Genomic DNA, 19,107 nt, shown 5'->3' on the forward strand with positions numbered 1-19,107 from the left:
CATGAGGTTAATTGGATAACTTCCTGATAGCCATGAAATACCCCGTGAGCGAGAGCTGAAACCATTCAGGGGGCGGAGACGGTTCGTGAAAAAAGCCGGCATTGGATCAATAAGTCGTCTACAACCGTTTATACGACATCGCTTCGCGCATGTCCTGAAGGGCTTTTTTGCCTTCATTGCCGCGGATGATCATCAGATTGGTGTAAAGCGCATCGATCAAACTCAATTGGGCGATGCGGGATGATAAGGCCTCGGAGCGGAAATCGGTTTCTTCTGAAATCGTGTACAGGGCGATATCCGACTCTTTGGATAAAGGCGACTTGGCGAAGTTGGTGACACAAATGATGGTTACGCCTTTTTCCTTCAAGACCCGCAGGACATCCAGAACGTCTGTGGTCGAACCGGAATGGGAAATGACAATCGCCACATCGTCCGATTGAAGCTGCGATGCTGCCATGAGCTGCATATGGGAATCCAGGTTCATGGAAACGTGAAGGCCTAGACGGACAAATTTATGGTAGCCGTCCATAGCAACCATGGCGGAACCGCCATTGCCGTAGAAGTCGATTTTCCGCGCTTTCAGCAATTTTTCTGTTGCCTGTTCCATTGCTTCCGTGTCGACGATCTGCAGCGTGTCTTCCAATGTTTTGATATTGGAGCGGAAGACTTTTTCGGTGACAGCACTGATGCTGTCGCCTTCTTCAATTTTTTCGTGGATATCTTTTAAAGGAGCCACGACTTCCGCAGCAAGCGAAATCTTAAAGGCCTGAAATCCTTTGAAGCCGATGCGTTGGCAAAAGCGGAAAATGGTCGATTCAGCGAGCCCGAGTTCATCCGCAATCTGGTTGATGGTCAAATGAATGATGTTTTTTGGGTCGTTGAGTACATAATCGGCGATTTTTTTTTCTTTTTCACTGAAGTGGCGGTAACTACCGCGTATGGCAGCCAGCGCAAATTGCTGTTCTTTCATGATCCGCGCCTCGTTTCTATAGAAGTATTTTCGTTAATTATACAATAACATGTTGCGTGCGGAAAAATATTTGATACAATGAGTTTATTAAGGAAAAATATTCTTTTATTTCAAAGGAGGATTCCACAATGGAAATCGGAATTATTGGTTTAGGGAAAATGGGATTGAACCTGGCATTAAATTTGAGCGATCACGATCATCAAGTTGTCGGCTATGACAGTCATGCGGCAATCGAAGAAAGCGGTTTCAAACAAGTTTCTTCTATTGAAGAAATGGTGAAAGAGCTGAAAGCGCCGCGAACAATTTGGTTGATGGTGCCAGCCGGTGAAATTACGGAATCGGTCATCGAGCAATTGATTCCTTTGCTTGAAGAAGGAGATTCGATTATCGATGGCGGGAACTCGAACTACAAAGATACCGTGCGCCGCGCGGAAATCTTGAAAAACCACGGCATCTACTTTTTTGATTGCGGGACAAGCGGTGGAACGGAAGGGGCACGCCACGGGATTTGCGCGATGATCGGCGGCGATGCAGAAAAATTCAAATCAATTGAACCGTTATTGCAGGATATTTCTGTACAAGACGGCTATCTGTACACAGGAGAAGCGGGAAGCGGACATTTCCTGAAAATGATCCACAACGGAATTGAATACGGCATGATGCAATCCATCGCGGAAGGCTTCGATATCCTGAACAAAAGCCCATTTGATTTTGATTACGAAAAAGTGGCTGACGTTTGGAACAACGGCTCCATCATCAGCTCGTACTTGATGGAAGTGACAAAAAGCGCCTTTTCAAAAGACGCCAAATTGGAAAGCATTAAAGGCGTCATGAATTCTTCAGGCGAAGGCAAGTGGACCGTGGAAACGGCGCTTGACTTGAATGTTCCGGCACCGGTGATTACTTTGTCGCTGATGATGCGCTACCGCTCATTGGAAGACGATACCTTTGCAGGAAAAGTCGTGGCAGCCCAGCGCAACGAGTTCGGCGGTCATGCGGTAGAGAAAAAATAAGAAGAACTTTACCGGTTTAATTACTATAGAAGGTAATCGCCTACATTATTCTGTGTAGACATGCGCTGGCGCGACCAGGGGATGGGCGTCAGCGGGGCTCAACGCGGAGCATAAAAGCGAATTTCAGCTTCAGTGCACGGCGCTGAGGTTACATATTGAGGGGGAGAAGATTTGTCAGGTTCAACATTGATCATGGTCGCACTTGCAGGTATATTCTTATTGTTGTTTTTGGTTATTCGGACTAAATTGCATGCTTTTGTTGCGCTATTGCTGGTCAGTTTGCTGGTGGGTATCGCCGCAGGCATGCCGCTGAATGAAGTGATTACGTCCATCCAAAACGGGATGGGCGGCACACTCGGCTTTGTCGCTGTAGTGGTCGGCCTTGGTGCCATGTTCGGAAAAATGCTGGAAGTATCGGGTGGTGCGGAACGTTTAGCCGCTACGATGATCAGCAAATTCGGTGAAGACAAAGCGCAATGGGCACTTGGCGTCACCGGCTTTATTGTCGCGATTCCTGTGTTCTTTGATGTCGGTTTCATCATTTTGGTGCCGATTGTGTATGGCTTGGCAAGAAAAACAGGCAAATCGCTTCTGCATTACGGGATTCCGCTGCTGGCGGGACTTGCCGTTACCCATAGTTTCATCCCGCCGACTCCAGGACCGATTGCGGTGGCTGAGTTGGTCGGAGCGGAACTTGGGTGGGTTATCCTATTTGGGGTGCTTGCAGGGATTCCAGCGATGATTTTGGCTGGACCTGTGTTCGGGCGCTTTATCGGCAAAAAGATCCATATCGCAATTCCGGATTACATGGAGCTTGAACAAAAGGAATACGACAAGGATCTGCCGAGTTTCGGCATGATCACATCGTTGATCTTGATTCCTTTAGTTTTGATCCTGTTGAATACGTTATCAGGTGTATTGTTGGATGAAGGCAATACAGTGCGTGAGATTTTGACATTTCTTGGCCATCCATTCGTGGCATTGACCATCGCGACATTGCTGACTTTCTATCTGTTGGGTACAAAACGCGGTTATTCGCGCCAGGAAGTACAGGATATTGCGACCAAAGCGCTTGAACCTGCCGGAATCATCATTCTGGTAACAGGTGCAGGTGGTGTCTTCAAACAAGTGCTGATCGACTCTGGAGTCGGCGATGTATTGGGTGAGATGATGGGCGATTCAGCTTTGCCGCCAATCGTTCTGGCTTTCCTGATTGCGACGGCCGTACGTGTTGCGCAGGGTTCTGCAACCGTTGCGATGGTAACAGCGGCCGGCTTGATCACGCCGCTTCTTGAAATGGTCGGCATGACCGGACCCGCTTTGGGCTTGATCGTTATTGCCATCGCTTCAGGTGCGACAGTCTTGTCCCACGTCAACGACTCCGGATTCTGGCTCGTTAACCGTTACTTCGGCATGGACGTCAAGGATACATTGAAATCCTGGACGGTCATGGAAACCATTATCGGTCTCACCGGATTCGTGGTAGTGTTGATCATAAGCTTTTTTATCTAAATTAAACCTGAAGAGAAAAAGGACGTGTTTCCTTTTTCTTTTTCTTGTATATAGAGGAGGGCTCCTATGCCTGAACAGTCATATTATCTTGGGGTGGATATCGGCACCACGTCCACCAAAGCCGTTTTGTTCGATAAATCCGGGAACGTAATAGAAGCCGATACGGTTTTCTATGCGCTGGAGACGCCGAGTCCGTTGATAGCGGAACAGGATCCGGAGGAAATTTTCCGTGCTGTTTTGACCTCTGTGCGAAAAACAATCCGCAAAAGCGGCATTGATGCACAGCAACTGAAACTGGTATCTTTCAGTTCAGCCATGCACAGCCTGATTGCGGTGGATGCAGAGGGAAATCTGCTGACGCAAAGCATCACTTGGGCCGACACCAGAAGTTCCAAGCACGCAAAATATATAAAAGAACAGCTCAATGGCCATGAAATCTACCTGCGTACAGGAACGCCGATCCACGCGATGTCGCCTCTCTCAAAATTGGTCTGGCTGAAAGACGACAAGCCGGAAGTCTGCGAACAGGCGGCGAAATTCATCGGTATCAAGGAGTTTGTGTTTCACGAATTGTTCGGAGAGTACGTGGTCGACCATTCAATCGCTTCTGCGACGGGACTCTTCAATCTGCAGGAACTGGATTGGGATGAAGAGGCGCTTGCAGTGGCCGGCGTCACACCTGATCAACTGTCGCGCCCAGTGCCGACAACGCACGCGCTGACGGGAATTGTTCCGGAACATGCCTTGTTTATGGGAATTCCTGAAGACATTCCTTTCATCATCGGTGCAAGTGACGGCGTCTTGGCGAACCTCGGCGTTGATGCGATCGAACCTGGCGTTCTTGCCGTGACGATCGGTACGAGCGGCGCGATCCGTACGGTCACTGCTGAACCGAAAACAGATCCGAAAGGGCGCACCTTCTGCTACGCGTTGACTGAAAACCATTGGGTGGTCGGTGGACCAGTCAACAATGGGGGCATCGTCCTGCGCTGGCTGCGGGATGAGTTCGCTTCATCTGAAGTCGAAACGGCAAAACGCCTCGGCATCGATTCCTATGACGTACTGACGAAAATCGCCGAAGGAGTCAATCCTGGCGCGGACGGCCTGCTGTTCCATCCGTATTTGACGGGGGAACGGGCACCGCTATGGGACGCCAATGCACGCGGATCGTTTTTCGGCCTCAGCATTCATCACAAGAAGCAGCACATGATCCGCTCGGTGCTGGAAGGCATCGTCTTTAATCTGTATACGGTGTTGCTTGCAGTCGAGGAATTGACCGGTGAACCCGTGCGCATCCAAGCTTCGGGCGGCTTTGCCCGTTCGGAAATGTGGCGCCAGCTGTTGGCGGACGTTTTCGACAAGCCGGTGATCATTCCGGAAAGCTTTGAAAGCTCGTGCCTCGGTGCCGTCGTTCTCGGCATGTACGCAACAGGGGAAATCGAGGATTTCAGCATCGTCTCCGAAATGATCGGCCAGACGCATACACATGAACCGGACGACGCGGCAGCGGGTGTCTATCGGGAACTGCTGCCGATCTATATCCGCCTATCCCGCCTGCTGACAGAAGAATACGAAAGCATTTCAGACTTCCAACGGAAGCATTTGGAATAATATGCGACACCCGGGACCAGAAAGTTGGTTTCGGGTGTTTTTTTGGGTTGATTGTCTGGGGATATTTTCTTTATTTATTCGAATAAAATTTCATAGTTGCTTCTGGCTAATCTTATGCACGCTTAAGAAAATTTATGCACGTTTAACATGAAATACGCACGTTCAGCAGAACTTATGCACGTTTAAAATAAAATATGCACGGATGGCAGAACTTTTCGCTAAAATAAAGCAAACAATCAGAAAACAGCTAAAAATATCTATAATTTTCCAAACGCCCATGATACGATAAAGACAACTTCAATCAGTGGGGAGAACTTTTCCCACTGTGGAAAAGCGGTACCTGAATCATTCAACATCAAGGGGGATGTAAGGATGGAATTCGATGCGATTGTAGTAGGAGCAGGCCTTGCGGGGCTGGTGGCGTCAGCGGAAATCGCTGACGCGGGCAAAAAAGTGTTGCTGTTGGACCAGGAGCCGGAAGCGTCTTTTGGCGGACAGGCGTGGTGGTCGTTCGGCGGGCTGTTTTTGATCGATTCGCCTGAACAACGGCGCATGGGCATCAACGATTCAAAAGAATTGGCCTGGCAGGACTGGCTTGGGGCAGCCGGTTTCGACCGGGAAGAGGACGAAGATCACTGGGGCAGGAGATGGGCGGAAGCCTATGTGGATTTTGCAGCGAATGAAAAACGGACCTGGCTTGCTGACATGGGCGTCAAATTCTTTCCAGTTGTTGGCTGGGCAGAACGTGGCGGCTATCTGGCGGAAGGGCACGGCAATTCGGTGCCGCGCTTTCATATTGTCTGGGGAACGGGGCCGGGCATCGTTGCGCCGTTCGAGCGGCGGGTGCGTGAACATATCAAGAATGGCCTGATCGAATTCCTTCCAAGGCATCAAGTAGACGAGCTGCTCACCGAAGACGGAGTGGTGACAGGTGTTTCAGGTTCACTGCTGGAGCCGAGCGACGCCGAGCGGGGAGAAGCGAGTTCACGGCAGATGGTCGCCAATTTCCGCTGCGAAGCAAAGGCCGTCGTCGTGACGAGCGGCGGCATTGGCGGCAACCATGAACTGATCAAACAGAATTGGCCGAGCCGTTTGGGGACAGCGCCAGAGATGATGCTGTCAGGTGTGCCGGCGCATGTCGACGGGAGGATGCTGGCCATCACGGAAAAAGCAGGCGGGCGCATCGTCAACCGGGACCGGATGTGGCATTATACTGAAGGCATCAAGAATTGGAATCCGGTCTGGAGCAAACACGGCATCCGGATTCTGCCGGGACCCTCTTCGATGTGGTTCGATGCTGTGGGAGAACGTTTCCCGGCACCGAATTTTCCGGGATTCGACACGCTCGGAACACTCGAAACCATCCAGAAGACCGGCTATAGCTATTCCTGGTTCATCCTTACGCAGAAAATCATCGAAAAGGAATTTGCGCTGTCAGGTTCCGAGCAGAATCCGGATTTGACGGGCAAAAGCATTCCGCAGGTATTATCCCGTGTCCGCGCCGGAGCGACGGCACCGGTACAGGCCTTTATGGACCAAGGCGAAGATTTTATCGTGGCGGACACCCTTGAGGAATTAGTGAAAGGAATGAACAGCCTGACCGGGGGAAATCTATTGGATTTTGAACGGATCAAAGAACAGATCGATGCACGCGACCGTCAACTCGACAATCCCTTCTCAAAGGATCTGCAGATTACAGCGATGCGAGGAGCCCGGAATTACCGAGGAGACCGATTGATCCGAGTGGCTGTGCCTCATAAACTATTGGACCGGAAAAAAGGACCGCTCATTGCGGTTCGCCTGAATATCGTCAGCCGCAAAACCTTAGGCGGCCTGCAGACGGATTTATCCGCTCGTGTGCTGAATGCATCCGGGCAGCCAGTGCCGGGCCTGTATGCCGCTGGAGAAGTGGCAGGGTTCGGCGGTGGGGGCGTCCACGGTTACCGGTCACTTGAAGGGACGTTTCTTGGCGGCTGCCTGTTTTCCGGAAGAACAGCGGGAAGGGCCGTCGTAAGCGAAGGGGGTTCTGAAAGTGCTTTTTGATGGAATAGGTTGGCGGTTTGTCCTGTTTTTACTCGGAACGGTTTCCAGTATTTTTCTGGTGAATGGGCTCTTGAGAAAAATCCTGGTGTGGAGAAAAGGAAGTTTTTTTCAACAGAACATGTGAACGACCTTCACAAAAAATGGGACAGGATTGTGAATGTCAGCGCAGGTATTATTGTGTTTATCCTATCGATGTCCCTTATTGAATATGGTCCCGTCATCAGTCTATACGTTGTGGGCATTACAGCTGTTATAGGGGCATTACAGGTGTTGATCCGGGCAGGATTCGAGAAGAAATACGCGGAAAACCCGAACGACTATTTGTATACGATCTTGGAATCGTTGACGGGCACTATCATTCTGATCACATTGGGCGTGAGTTTATTTCCGGACTTTGTCTCGGTTATTTTTACGATCTAAAATAAAGGGGGAACCAGATGGGAGATTTCATTGGCGCGATTTTTATATTGATTCCAATCTTTGTTGCAGCCATAGCATTGAGATGGGTCCGGATTCTCCGCCTTAATTCGGAAAAGCAGATACAGCAAAATCAAGAAATCATCAGTTTGCTGAAAGAAAGTGCGAGGGGGAGCAAATGAAGAATACGCAGGAAAATTTGGTGATCCGTTCGTACCGGGAAGATGATTTCCCAGCCATCCATGGATTGAACAAGCAGGAGCAATGGAACAACCTGGCGGCAAAAGAACAGGATACCCAACAAGCTTGGACCAACTCCACTGTGGCAGTCGTTGCTGAAATGGACGGACAGGTCATCGGTTGTTTGCGCGGACTGACAGATGGCTTCATTTCCCTTTATATCTGCGAAGTGCTGGTAAGCGAAAAGTACCGCAAGTCAGGAGTGGGCAAAAAGTTGATGCGTCATGTTCACAGCTTGTACCCAAAAACCCGCATGGAATTACTGGCCAGCAGCACCTCCCGCAGTTTTTATGAAGCACAGGGCTACCGGCCATTCTACGGCTTCCGCAAAACCATCGAAGAATAACTTTAAGAGATGCCAGCTGTTTCACGTGGAACGTTTCAACTCAAAGGAGAGATGCCTAAATGAAGGGTGAGCAGGTGAATATCCGGTTTTTGCACACTGGAGATGCAGCGGAAAAGCTCCAGTTGGAAGTGGATAACCGTGAGTTTTTTGAAGCGTATGCCATGACCCGCTATCCGGATTTTTATACATTGCCGTTGCAAAAGGAACTGATTGAAATTTATGCGGAGCAGAAGGAAAATGATCAGGCTTATAGCTTTGGAATCTTTGAGAATAGAACCGGGTTATTGGTTGGAACGATCAGCCTTGTTCAAGTGATAAGAGGCCCGTTGCAAAGCGCCGTACTGGGATATGCCTTGGATAAAAAGCACAATAACAAAGGCTATGCAACAGAAGCGGTCAAGCTGGTGGTGGCCTATGCTTTTCGAAAGCTTGCCCTGCATCGTATCGAGGCAGGGGTTATGCCGGGAAATGATGCCTCTATCCGGGTACTGGAAAAAGCAGGCTTTCACAAAGAAGGGGTCGCTGTGCAAAATGTCCAGATCAATGGGGTATGGCGGGATCATCAGGTGCTGGCCATCATCAATCCGCGTGATCTTTGAAAATCCTAAAAAGGGGTGGTTTTGTGCGCCTTCAATCTGAGAGGCTGGAATTCAGAGCTTACAGAGACGAAGATTTCTTCTTTTTATACTCGTTGCTGTCCGATCCTGAAATGATCCGCTATATCGGAAAAGGACAGACCCGAGATAAAAATGGAGCTCTTGAATTCCTTTACTGGATTTATCGTTCGTATAAAGAAAATCCTCAAGGCGGGCTTTTGCTGTTGATCCGGAAAAAAGATGGCAAACGAATCGGCCATGCCGGGCTGGTGGCTCAGAACATCGAGGGGACTGATGAATTGGAAGTCGGCTATTGGGTGGCCAGAGATTATTGGGGACAGGGATATGCCAAGGAAGCTGCAGAGGCGTTGCGTGATTATGGACTGCAGCAGCTAGGAAGAAAACGGCTCATTTCGTTGATTCAGCCGGATAATCAGGCTTCGAGAAAAGTGGCGGAATATATCGGAATGACAGTGGAAAAGGAAATTGTGCTGTCCGGGAAAAACGTCTGGGTTTACGCAATGGAAAAGGAGGACAACCATGGAATTCCCTATATTGGAGACGGAAAGACTGTTTTTAAATAAGGTTGAAGAGCCGGATGCGAGCCGTTTTTTTGATATCTTATCGCGCGATGAAGTAACAAACTATTATGGAATGGATAGTTTGGTCCGCCAGGAAGAAGCTGTTGAAATGATCCGTTCGTTTCACTCTAACTTTAAGTTGAAACGGGGGATGCGGTGGGCAATCCGCTTCAAGGAGACGAATGAGTTTATTGGGACCATTGGGTTGAACAATTTGAATCTTTATTCGAAAAAAGCGGAAATCGGCTATGAATTGCATCCGGATTATTGGCGCCGGCAATTGATGCAGGAAGCAATCCGTGCTGTTTTAAGGCATGCTTTTGCAGAACTCGGTCTGTACCGGATCGGAGCTGTAACCTATCCGGAAAACATGTCATCGAACCGGCTTTTGGAAAAGCTTGGCTTTACACGGGAAGGACGATTGCGCGGCTATCTGCATCAGCGTAATCAATCCCACGACGCTTTTATTTTCTCTTTATTGAGGCCGGAATGGCTGGACGAAGAAAAACCTGAATAGCGCATAATGGAGGTGAAAAAAGTTTGATAGTCGAGGCGCTCATACTTTGTTTGTTTTATATTAGTGTAAACTTTTTTGTGGGGCGGTATGTGAAGAAGCGCTGGGACATAGCAAAGCGCAAGGAATGGCTGTATTGGCCTCTGAACCGGACCCATGCGTTGATTGAAGCTTTTCTGATGATCGCTTTTCTTGTCGGGGCAGTGACTTTAGGAAATCAATTGTTGGGGAACATCAATTGGGTCTATTATCTCTTTTTCTTTTTCTTCATCAGCTCCCTCATCCGGGCTTTAATGGAATGGAAATACGCTAAAACCGATAATATTTGGATCAGCCAGTTATCGGAAGCCGCCATTGCTGCAGTCCTGCTACTTAGTTTTTTTGTTTTCCCTCGTTAGAAGAATATTCATGTCCGGCAGAAGTTTTTATAGGTGGATAAGTCTGCCGTTCTTTTTTTCTCCTGGTGATATTAGCACGACCGTTTCGGTGGAGGATTAAATGCGCTCGTTTAGGGGAATAGCATCAGAACAAATGATGTGTCACCTAAAGGAGCAGCGCCCATGAAGAAGGACAAGACCATTGAAGCGGAAGTGAGCGGCTATATTGCAGGTTTATTGCGAACGTATTTTGGAAAAGGGCTAAGGTCTGTATTTGTCTCAATCCGTCGTCCGTTTATCGTTATCCATTTGCGTGAGTTCCTGGCGCCGACAGAAAAAGTGCTGATGAGCAAACATGAAGCTGGACGTGTAAAGGAAATCCGGGATTTGCTGATGGCGGATTTGGATGGCCAAATAAAGATGGACCTGTTGAAATCAGCGGATCTTGATATCAAAGACATTTACACAGACTGGAATTTGGAGAATAAGACCGGCATGCTGATTCTGGTGCTCAACGAAGAGGGGGTTGAAGATGATGGCGAATGGCCGAAAGGTGTAGATCCCAAGGCATTTTTTCAGGAAATCATCGAAATCAGCAAAGAAGCCCAGAAAGAACCTGAGAAAATTGAAGTTTATTGGTTGAATCCACGAATTGTATTGATTCAAAGAACAGGAATTATGATTGAAATCGAAAAGGAATTGATCAAAAATAATTTTACGGAACAGCTGAAACTGGCAAAACGCCCTTTGGAATCGAAACTCATCTATAACTCTTCTCTTGAACAAATCTTAAACCGGAACATAACCGAAGTATTCACCGATTGGAACTTTACAGAAGATATAGGGTTTATAGTGCTGCTGATAGAACCGGAACAAGAGAAGGGTCAATAACGAACAAGCGGGAAGCGCAGTCGTCAGGCACTTTCTGCTTGTTTAATGTTCCTGAATTCCAATCATCTCTTTCATGAGCGGCATCATCTTATCACCCTCGGACGCATGTTCATCGATCCAGCTGTATTCCCGTTTCAGCAGTTCTTTGATACGTGAAGCTGCCTGCGCATGATCTGCCGGTGTCATGAGACTGGAGATTCCCTCGATTTCCGAAAATATGGCTTCCGGCAACGAACGGCTCACTGTTTTCAGGCCCAGCTGCGCCCGCTCTGGTGCATAGCGGTATAAGAGAACCCGCGCTAAATGCTCCACAACATGAGACAGCATCTTCACTGCCCATACCTTGTTTCCTCTGGCAGCCGCTTTCCAGTACTGAAATAAAAACCACGCAACATCGATGACGTGATCTGTGTATTCAAATCTACTCAGCTCCAGACTTTGCGATTCTGTAAATTGCTCCAGCAGGTTTTCAGGATCATAGACCACCCTAAAGAAATCCTTTGACGTAAATGATTCTACAGTCACCGTAAACAGATCGATATGCAGCAAATCATCAAAAACCGCTATGAGCTGAGGGGCAATGATGAAGATATCGTCCTGAAACAGCACCGGCCGATATGCCTGCAAATGAGTAAGGCGCTCAGCCAGAAACAATTCTTCCTGTTCTTTTTCGACCAGGCAATAAAGGTCGATATCCGAATGCTCATCGTGTTCATCTCTGCCCATGGAACCCTTCAAGAAGACGGCTCGGACATAAGGGCTTTGCGTTAAACTGGCTGTTATTTTTTCTACCGCAACTTCCTGTACAAGCATGATAATCCCCCACCAGCTGAATTTGTTTTAATTACTATAGCATAGAAGGATAAACCTTCCAATTTGAAGGATAAAGAGAAACTTCAATCAGTGGGAGGCAACCCACTGATTGTTAGTTGATCCAATCGGACTTTTATGGTCAGTGGATCTCCCACTTGCAGAAGTGGGAGTCTTACTGCCCGTTAAAGCGGGATAAATAGAAATAAGAATGTGAAGAAAGGATGAAAGCTATGCGCCAGATCATTGCCATGGGCGGTGGAGGTTTCTCGATGGAACCCGACAATCCATTACTCGATCAATACATATTGCAGCAGGCCAATAAACCCCAGCCGAAAATCTGTTTTATTCCAACGGCAAGCGGAGATGCGGAAGGCTATATCGAGAAGTTCTATGATTTCTTCCATCAGCAGCCATGCATTCCGAGCCATCTATCTTTATTTAAGCCGCCAACACGGGATTTGGAACGCTTCGTGCTGGAGCAGGACATCATTTACGTAGGCGGCGGCAATACCAAAAACCTGCTGGTGCTTTGGAAAGAATGGGGATTGGACGGAATTCTGAAGAAGGCATGGCAGCAGGGAATTGTGCTGGCGGGCCTCAGTGCCGGTTCTATCTGCTGGTACGAGGAAGGTGTCACCGATTCCTATGGAGACAAACTCGAACCACTCCAGGCGCTGGGTTTCCTGAAAGGCAGCCATTGTCCGCATTACGACGGTGAAGCTGAAAGAAGACCGGCTTACCGCCAGTTTATCGAACAAGGCAACTTGCAAGAGGGGGTTGCGGCAGACGATGGAGCGGCTATCCACTACGTGGACCAGGATATCAAACGGATTGTCAGTTCAAGACCGGCAGCAAAGGCTTACCGGGTGAGCAAGGATGGAGAAGAAGAGTTGGCAGTTGAGTATTTGGGGGATAACCGATAAAGGAGAATTGAGATGCTGGATATCTTTTTAATGACGATAAAAAGTTTTGAACAACAGCGAAGGATTCAGGTCTATTTGCCGCGCAGCTACCAACTTGGTGAGAAAAAATATCCTGTGCTGTATATGCATGACGGCCAGAACGTTTTTCAGGATGGCGAGGCTATTGGTGGAGTTTCCCTTGAACTTGAAAGCTCTTTGGATGAAACAGGGCTGGATGTCATTGTAGTAGCAATTGATCAAAACAGCGATGAGCGAAAAAATGAGTATTGCCCATGGGAGAATGGTGCATACAGCCAAAAATTTTTAGGTGCGGAAAGTTCTTCTTTTGGAGGAAAAGGCAAGCAATACATTGAATTTATCGTCGAAGAACTCAAACCATCTATCGATAAAAAATACAGAACGGTAGAAATTCAGACAGCGATGGCTGGGATCTCAATGGGCGGATTAATCACATTATATGCTGCTTGCCTTTATCCGAAAGTTTTTAAAGATCTATTTGTTTTCTCAGGAGCGTTTTATGCAAACCAGGAAAAAATGGAGGGCTTGCTGGAGGCAACAGATCTGTCGGCCATCCGCACCCCATATATGGATTGCGGTACCGATGAAGCAGGGAGTGGAACTTTTGTAAGCAAAGAGTTTTTGGCTTCCAATCGTGCAATTTATGAGGTCGTCAAAAGAAAAGTTCCGGCAGCGAATTTTAAGGTATTGGAAGGAGAAGAACATAATTATCGTTCTTTCCAAAAAAGAGTACCACAGCTTTTTTCTTTTTTAATAAATGATGTGATACCAGAAGGGTGTAGATGAAATGAAGCTGACGGCAGAACTTTCGCGGTTCAAAGTTAAAGAAGGAAAAAACGAAACGGTTGAACAATGGATGGGATATTTGAATGAGCATATGGACAAAGTCCTGCTGACTCTCGAGGATGAAAAAATGTTTGTAGAAACGATTTTTAAAGAAGAGCTTGAAGGCGTCACCTACTTATACTGGTATTCGGTACAAGGGGAAGGCGGAACTGAACTGGAGAGCTCCAGCCATGAAGTGGACAAAAAGCACATAGAGTTTTGGAATGAATGCATTGATTCCGCCTATGGTTCAGTCGACCTGGAACCACAGGTTGTCATGATTCAGGAGAAAGTAAGGGATGCAATGAAATGAAAGCCTGCGCAAAACGCGTGGAAGAAACTAAGCAATACATAGAAGACATACTTAATTGAACAACTTTGCACCCGATTCACATTTGCAGTTGTCTGGATAGAAGCGGGAGCGTCATCGAAGTGGAATTGAAACAGCGATCACCCTCAGTATTGTAATAAAATGCTGAGGGTGATTTTTTGTGAAAAAAATTCCTCGAATTGTTAGGTTTCCTTACGTCATATAGTCTTATGAAACTATGTAAGCGTTTGAAAAAAAGAAAAATGTATGCAAAAAGTCAAAAAACTCTGAATAAAATATTTTATATGTTAGGTTTGTTTACATATAAAATTGACAAAGCTAAATTTTCCCTCTATATTTATGAAATAAAGTTTGAATAGTTTGAAAATGGAATCAAAATAATAATTTCTCAGATGCTTTAATAGGCAGGCACAACTATTATATTTGGAAGGGTTGATAATATGGACAAACAAAAACTGGTACTGATCGGCAATGGGATGGCAGGAGTACGGGCAGTCGAAGAAGTATTGAAGCTCTCACCAGAAAAATTCGATATCACCGTTTTTGGAGACGAGCCTTATCCAAATTATAATCGGATTCAATTATCAAAAGTTTTGCAGGGGGACACGGAAATTGCGGATATTACGCTGAACGATTGGAATTGGTATGAAGAAAACGGGATTTCCTTATACATAGGAGAGTCGGTTACCGGCATCGATACCGCCCAGCAAATGATTTTGACCGATAAAGGGCGTCAGGTCGCTTACGATAAACTGATTATCGCAACCGGATCAGTGCCTTTCATGCTCCCGCTTCCGGGAGCGGATAAAGAAGGCGTCACCGCTTTCCGTAATATAAGAGACTGCGAGCAAATGATCAAAGCTTCGCAGGAATATAAAAAAGCCATTGTCATTGGCGGAGGATTACTGGGATTGGAAGCGGCCCGGGGGTTGTTGAATCTGGGCATGACAGTGGATGTCGTTCATCTTTCCGACTGCCTGATGGAGCGGCAATTGGATAAAGCAGCTGCCAAGATGCTGCAAAAAGAGCTGGAAAGCCAAGGCATGAATTTTTTATTGGAAAAGCAGTCAGCTGAAATAACAGGAGAAGAACGTGTTGCCGGCTTAAAATTCGCAGATGGTGAAGAAGTCGAAGCCGATTTGGTCGTCATGGCTGTCGGGATCAAACCGAATGCAGCATTAGCGAAAGACAGCGGCATTGAAGTCAATAGAGGAATCCTCGTCAATGACCATTTGGAAACGAACGTGCCCGGCGTTTATGCTGTCGGTGAATGTGTTGAACACCGGGGCGCGGTATATGGACTCGTTGCTCCGCTGTATCAGCAAGGGCAGGAAATGGCTAAGCGGATTTGCGGAACAGAAAGCGCCGGCTATCAAGGGTCTGTCCTGTCTACTCAATTGAAGGTATCGGGCGTAGATGTTTTCTCCGCAGGAAAAATCGTCGAGGACGCAGAGACGAAATCAGTGAAAGTATTCGATGATTGGCGAGGCGTCTACCAAAAGGTATTGATAGACGATGGGAAAATCACCGGGGCGGTCCTATTTGGAGATACCAAAGACGGCAACCGCTTACTGAGCTTGATCAATAAGTCAGCGCCTATCGAAGAGTATATGGATAATGCAGCGTCACTGGAAACAGGAATTGATCTGGTTGCTTCCATGCCGAACGAAGAAATCATTTGCGGCTGTAACGGTGTAACCAAAGGGGCGATCGTCGATGCCATCAACAGCCAGGGTTTGACGACGGTTGAGCAGGTTAAGGGATGCACCAGTGCTTCCCGGTCATGCGGAGGATGTACATCGCTTGTTTCCGATTTAGTGGCATGTACGGTAGGGGATGCTTTTGAAGAGAACCAAAAAGAGTCGGTGTGTTCATGTACAACATTGTCGAAGGATGAAGTGATTGAAGAAATTAAAGCAAAAGGCTTGTCCCATACAAGAGAAGTGATGAACGTCCTTGGATGGACCTCAGAAGGAGGGTGTTCGAAATGCCGCCCTGCCTTAAACTACTATCTGGGAATGCTGAATCCAACAGGTTATAAAGACGAAAAAGAATCGCGTTACGTCAATGAAAGACTGCGAGCCAACATTCAAAAAGACGGTACGTACAGCGTGGTTCCGAGAATGTACGGCGGAGTCACCAACTCAAAAGACCTGCGGAAAATCGCTGATGTCGCAGATAAATACGAAGTGAAATTGATCAAAGTGACAGGCGGACAGCGAATCGACTTGTTCGGTGTTAAAAAAGACGATTTACCGAGCATCTGGGCAGAGCTGGATATGCCTTCTGGGGCTGCGTATTCAAAAGGCTTACGTACAGTGAAAACCTGTGTGGGGGCAGACTTTTGCCGATTCGGAACTTCAGACTCGATCGGTTTGGGAACACAGTTGGAGAAAAAATTCGAAGGCATGAATGCACCGCATAAAGTGAAGATGAGTGTGTCAGCTTGTCCGAGAAATTGTGCGGAAGGCGCTGTAAAAGACGTGGGGATCATCGGATTGGACGGCGAATTTGAAATATACGTCGGAGGCAATGCCGGAACGCATATGAGGCAGGCCGAACTCTTGGCTAAAGTGAAAACGGAGCAAGAAGTCTTGGAAACGACGGCTGCATTTTTGCAGTATTACAGGGAAACAGCGAATTACTTAGACCGGACATCGGTGTGGGTGGAACGGATGGGAATCGAACATATCAAAGAAGTTCTAGCGGATGAGCAGACTTTCAACGAGTTGAACAAACGGATGGATGAGAATATGTCTGTCGTGCAGGATGGCTGGAAAGAAGTTTTGGAAGACGAGACGATGGCCAGAGATCTTTATGAGAATGTGAAAATTCCTGTAGGGGCAAAATAACGGAGGAGGATGAGTATGGAAAAGTTAGTGAGCAAAGTTTTTATAACAAAAGTCGATGAGCTGCCAGAGAATTTAGGGAAAAGGGTTTATGTGGAAGACGGCAACTTGGAATTGGCCGTTTTCAAGCTGGCTAACGGAGACATACGAGCCATCGAAAACCGGTGTCCGCATAAAGCCGGCGTTCTATCCGAAGGGATGGTAAGCGGGGAATATGTTTTTTGCCCCATGCATGATTGGAAAATCAGTGTGGTTGACGGCAAAGCCCAGGGGCCGGATGTGGGATGTGTAAAAACTTTTGAAGTGACAGTGGAAAACGGTGAAGTCTACGTATTGTTCGATGGGTCCGGTGAAGCATCGGCCCCGCTGGAATGCAGTCATTCTTTGGGGAACACCATAGTAGCAGGCAAAGCTGGAGAGTAGGAAGCGAGACTGGAAAATGAGGAAGGGTGGCAATAATATGATGGGTACAGTCTATTTAGTGGGAGCGGGTCCAGGAGATCCAGATTTAATTACCGTCAAAGGGCTTCGTCTTTTGGAGTCTGCGGATGTCATTTTATATGATCGGCTCGTGAACCGGGAACTGCTCGGACATGCGAAAGAAAATGCACAGCTTATCTATTGCGGGAAACTTCCTCATTATCACACGATGAAGCAGGAAACGATCAATCACTTTTTGGTGAAATATGCGAAAAAAGGGTTGCGGGTTGTCCGCTTAAAAGGTGGAGATCCATTTGTTTTCGGGAGGGGCGGAGAAGAGGCCGAAGAATGCGCGAAAAATGGGGTCAATTTTGAAGTGGTGCCGGGCATCACCGCAGGGATAGCCGCTGCTGCTTATGCAGGAATTCCGGTGACCCATAGAACTTTAAGCAAGAGTTTTGCATTTGTTACAGGCCACCAGGCGGGAGATGTGGAAGCTGAGCACCAATGGGAGCACCTGGCGAAAGCGGTGGACACCATTTGTGTGTATATGGGCGTTCAGCAGTTGCCGAACATCATCAATCACTTGATCAATAATGGAAAGTCACCGAAAACACCGATTGCGCTTGTTCATTGGGGAACGTTGAATGAGCAGTCTACAGTCGTGGGTATATTGGAAACCATTGAAAATCAGGTGAAAGAGTCGGGGATCTCCAATCCAAGCATGATCATCATCGGGGAAGTAGTGAAGCTTCACCAGAAGATCAATTGGTTTGATGAAGAGATTGTCCCGCATTTGCCGGCTATGCAGAATTGAAAGGAGATGCTGTCCGTGAGGGCGATATTATACGTAGGGCATGGGACGCGTTCGGAAAAAGGGGCTGCAGAAGCGAAAAGCTTCCTGCAAAAGATCATCAGGCAAACGAATGTCTCCATACAGGAAATCAGCTTCCTGGAGTTAACGGAGCCTTTTATTGAAGAAGGGTTTATACGTTGTGTTAAAAAGGGGGCTACAGCAATTACTGTGGTGCCCCTTTTTCTGTTGGCAGCCGGTCACATTAAAACTGATATTCCGGAAGCCCTGCTTCCTTTACAGCAACAATACCCACAAATTCAAGTCACCGTAGCCGATCCATTCGGCGTGCAGGAACGGATACTGGATGCCATCGCTGAAATGGTCATGTCCACGGGAGCATGGAGCGGTCGAGAATCCCTTCTGGTCGTGGGCAGGGGCAGCAGCGACCCTGCAATCCATGAAGCTTTCGGGAAAATCACTGAAGGCTTGAAGCGGCGGTTAGAGGCCGAAAACGTCTCCGTTTGTTACCTCGCAGCGACATCTCCAAGCTTTCAACAAGGCATTGAAGAAATTTCCCGGGAAATAAAAGCGGGTGTCATTGTCATCCCTTATTTATTGTTCGGTGGCCTTCTATTGGATGAAATCGATCAGGAAGTGAATAGAAGGAATTCCAAGGGCCAGCAGGTTTTACATACAGGCAGTTTGAGCCGCCATCAGGCAATACAAGAAATTATTTTGGAGCGTTCAGCTGATAGGGAAGAAGCAAGCGAAAGCAGTCGGGCTTAGCTTGCTTTTTTTGTTGAAGCGGAAGTTGAAAAGGATCTTCCTGGAGAAAAAATATGTTCCAACATCCTGGCTTCTGCTATAGTGGCAATAAGGGCGGTATCATTGTTGAACTGCACCCGTATAAAGACACTCAACAATTGTATAGTTCTGCCTTGATCTTAAATCGACAGGGACGGAGAAAACCACTGCTAAACTTACCGCCCGTCTGTCCAATTCTGGAACCGATGGGCTTTAT

General features: G+C 47.4%; 19 protein-coding genes and 1 pseudogene. 18 read left to right on the top strand and 2 right to left on the bottom strand.

The annotated features are described in order from the left end of the window. Window positions 1-118: 118 nt before the first annotated feature. The gene (locus K8U60_RS06815) at window positions 119-970 is read right to left on the bottom strand and encodes a MurR/RpiR family transcriptional regulator (RefSeq protein ID WP_223636233.1); all 852 of its coding nucleotides are present in this window, start codon (window positions 968-970) and stop codon (window positions 119-121) included. Between the two features lie 128 nt (window positions 971-1,098). On the opposite strand from K8U60_RS06815, the gene gnd reads away from it, so the two are divergent. The 11 genes from gnd (at window position 1,099) to K8U60_RS06870 (ending at window position 11,111) form a co-directional block, all read left to right on the top strand. Next, window positions 1,099-1,983 (top strand): phosphogluconate dehydrogenase (NAD(+)-dependent, decarboxylating), encoded by an 885-nt coding sequence (gene gnd / locus K8U60_RS06820; RefSeq protein WP_411730349.1) that lies wholly within the window; start codon window positions 1,099-1,101, stop codon window positions 1,981-1,983. 171 nt (window positions 1,984-2,154) lie between these two features. Further along, a complete protein-coding gene (locus K8U60_RS06825; protein WP_223636236.1) occupies window positions 2,155-3,495 on the top strand; it encodes a GntT/GntP/DsdX family permease in 1,341 nt (446 codons plus the stop codon). Window positions 3,496-3,561: 66 nt separating this feature from the next. Continuing rightward, window positions 3,562-5,106 (top strand): gluconokinase, encoded by a 1,545-nt coding sequence (gene gntK / locus K8U60_RS06830; RefSeq protein ID WP_223636239.1) that lies wholly within the window; start codon window positions 3,562-3,564, stop codon window positions 5,104-5,106. A 372-nt stretch (window positions 5,107-5,478) separates the two neighbouring features. Beyond that, window positions 5,479-7,149, top strand: a complete 1,671-nt coding sequence (locus K8U60_RS06835) for an FAD-binding dehydrogenase (RefSeq protein WP_223636242.1) — start codon at window positions 5,479-5,481, stop codon at window positions 7,147-7,149. Between the two features lie 9 nt (window positions 7,150-7,158). Beyond that, window positions 7,159-7,569 (top strand): DUF4181 domain-containing protein, encoded by a 411-nt coding sequence (locus tag K8U60_RS06840; protein WP_223636246.1) that lies wholly within the window; start codon window positions 7,159-7,161, stop codon window positions 7,567-7,569. 175 nt (window positions 7,570-7,744) lie between these two features. Beyond that, window positions 7,745-8,152, top strand: a complete 408-nt coding sequence (locus K8U60_RS06845; RefSeq protein ID WP_223636249.1) for a GNAT family N-acetyltransferase — start codon at window positions 7,745-7,747, stop codon at window positions 8,150-8,152. Window positions 8,153-8,211: 59 nt separating this feature from the next. Then, entirely contained in the window at window positions 8,212-8,751 is a 540-nt protein-coding gene (locus K8U60_RS06850) for a GNAT family N-acetyltransferase (protein ID WP_223636252.1), read from the top strand. Window positions 8,752-8,774: 23 nt separating this feature from the next. Further along, a complete protein-coding gene (locus K8U60_RS06855) occupies window positions 8,775-9,332 on the top strand; it encodes a GNAT family N-acetyltransferase (protein ID WP_223636255.1) in 558 nt (185 codons plus the stop codon). Then, window positions 9,289-9,846: a GNAT family N-acetyltransferase gene (locus K8U60_RS06860; RefSeq protein WP_223636259.1), complete on the top strand. Its 558-nt coding sequence runs from the start codon at window positions 9,289-9,291 to the stop codon at window positions 9,844-9,846. Before K8U60_RS06855 ends, K8U60_RS06860 begins: the two co-directional genes overlap by 44 nt. 77 nt (window positions 9,847-9,923) lie before the next feature. Then, window positions 9,924-10,241 carry a DUF4181 domain-containing protein gene (locus K8U60_RS06865; RefSeq protein WP_223636804.1) on the top strand — a complete coding sequence of 106 codons (318 nt, stop codon included), beginning with the start codon at window positions 9,924-9,926 and terminating at the stop codon, window positions 10,239-10,241. Between the two features lie 162 nt (window positions 10,242-10,403). Further along, window positions 10,404-11,111 (top strand): Na-translocating system protein MpsC family protein, encoded by a 708-nt coding sequence (locus K8U60_RS06870; RefSeq protein WP_223636262.1) that lies wholly within the window; start codon window positions 10,404-10,406, stop codon window positions 11,109-11,111. Between the two features lie 42 nt (window positions 11,112-11,153). On the opposite strand, the gene K8U60_RS06875 is transcribed toward K8U60_RS06870, so the two are convergent. After that, entirely contained in the window at window positions 11,154-11,924 is a 771-nt protein-coding gene (locus K8U60_RS06875) for a nucleotidyltransferase domain-containing protein (RefSeq protein ID WP_223636265.1), read from the bottom strand. A gap of 230 nt (window positions 11,925-12,154) precedes the next feature. On the opposite strand from K8U60_RS06875, the gene K8U60_RS06880 reads away from it, so the two are divergent. From K8U60_RS06880 to K8U60_RS06910, 7 genes and pseudogenes are all read left to right on the top strand, one after another. After that, window positions 12,155-12,847 (top strand): Type 1 glutamine amidotransferase-like domain-containing protein, encoded by a 693-nt coding sequence (locus tag K8U60_RS06880; RefSeq protein ID WP_223636267.1) that lies wholly within the window; start codon window positions 12,155-12,157, stop codon window positions 12,845-12,847. A 12-nt stretch (window positions 12,848-12,859) separates the two neighbouring features. Continuing rightward, a complete protein-coding gene (locus K8U60_RS06885) occupies window positions 12,860-13,651 on the top strand; it encodes an alpha/beta hydrolase (RefSeq protein WP_223636270.1) in 792 nt (263 codons plus the stop codon). A gap of 7 nt (window positions 13,652-13,658) precedes the next feature. Continuing rightward, the gene (locus K8U60_RS06890; RefSeq protein ID WP_223636807.1) at window positions 13,659-14,003 is read left to right on the top strand and encodes a DUF6176 family protein; all 345 of its coding nucleotides are present in this window, start codon (window positions 13,659-13,661) and stop codon (window positions 14,001-14,003) included. Between the two features lie 458 nt (window positions 14,004-14,461). Next, on the top strand, window positions 14,462-16,873 hold the full coding sequence (gene nirB / locus K8U60_RS06895) for a nitrite reductase large subunit NirB (protein WP_223636273.1): 2,412 nt from the start codon (window positions 14,462-14,464) through the stop codon (window positions 16,871-16,873). Window positions 16,874-16,888: 15 nt separating this feature from the next. After that, window positions 16,889-17,209, top strand: a pseudogene (nirD, locus tag K8U60_RS06900) (nitrite reductase small subunit NirD); the annotation flags it as partial. Between the two features lie 121 nt (window positions 17,210-17,330). Beyond that, a complete protein-coding gene (cobA, locus tag K8U60_RS06905) occupies window positions 17,331-18,107 on the top strand; it encodes a uroporphyrinogen-III C-methyltransferase (RefSeq protein ID WP_223636275.1) in 777 nt (258 codons plus the stop codon). Window positions 18,108-18,113: 6 nt separating this feature from the next. Beyond that, on the top strand, window positions 18,114-18,872 hold the full coding sequence (locus K8U60_RS06910) for a sirohydrochlorin chelatase (RefSeq protein ID WP_263298598.1): 759 nt from the start codon (window positions 18,114-18,116) through the stop codon (window positions 18,870-18,872). Window positions 18,873-19,107: the final 235 nt, after the last annotated feature.

The sequence above is a fragment of the Planococcus circulans genome (genome assembly GCF_020023385.1).
Taxonomy (GTDB): Bacteria; Bacillota; Bacilli; order Bacillales_A; family Planococcaceae; genus Planococcus.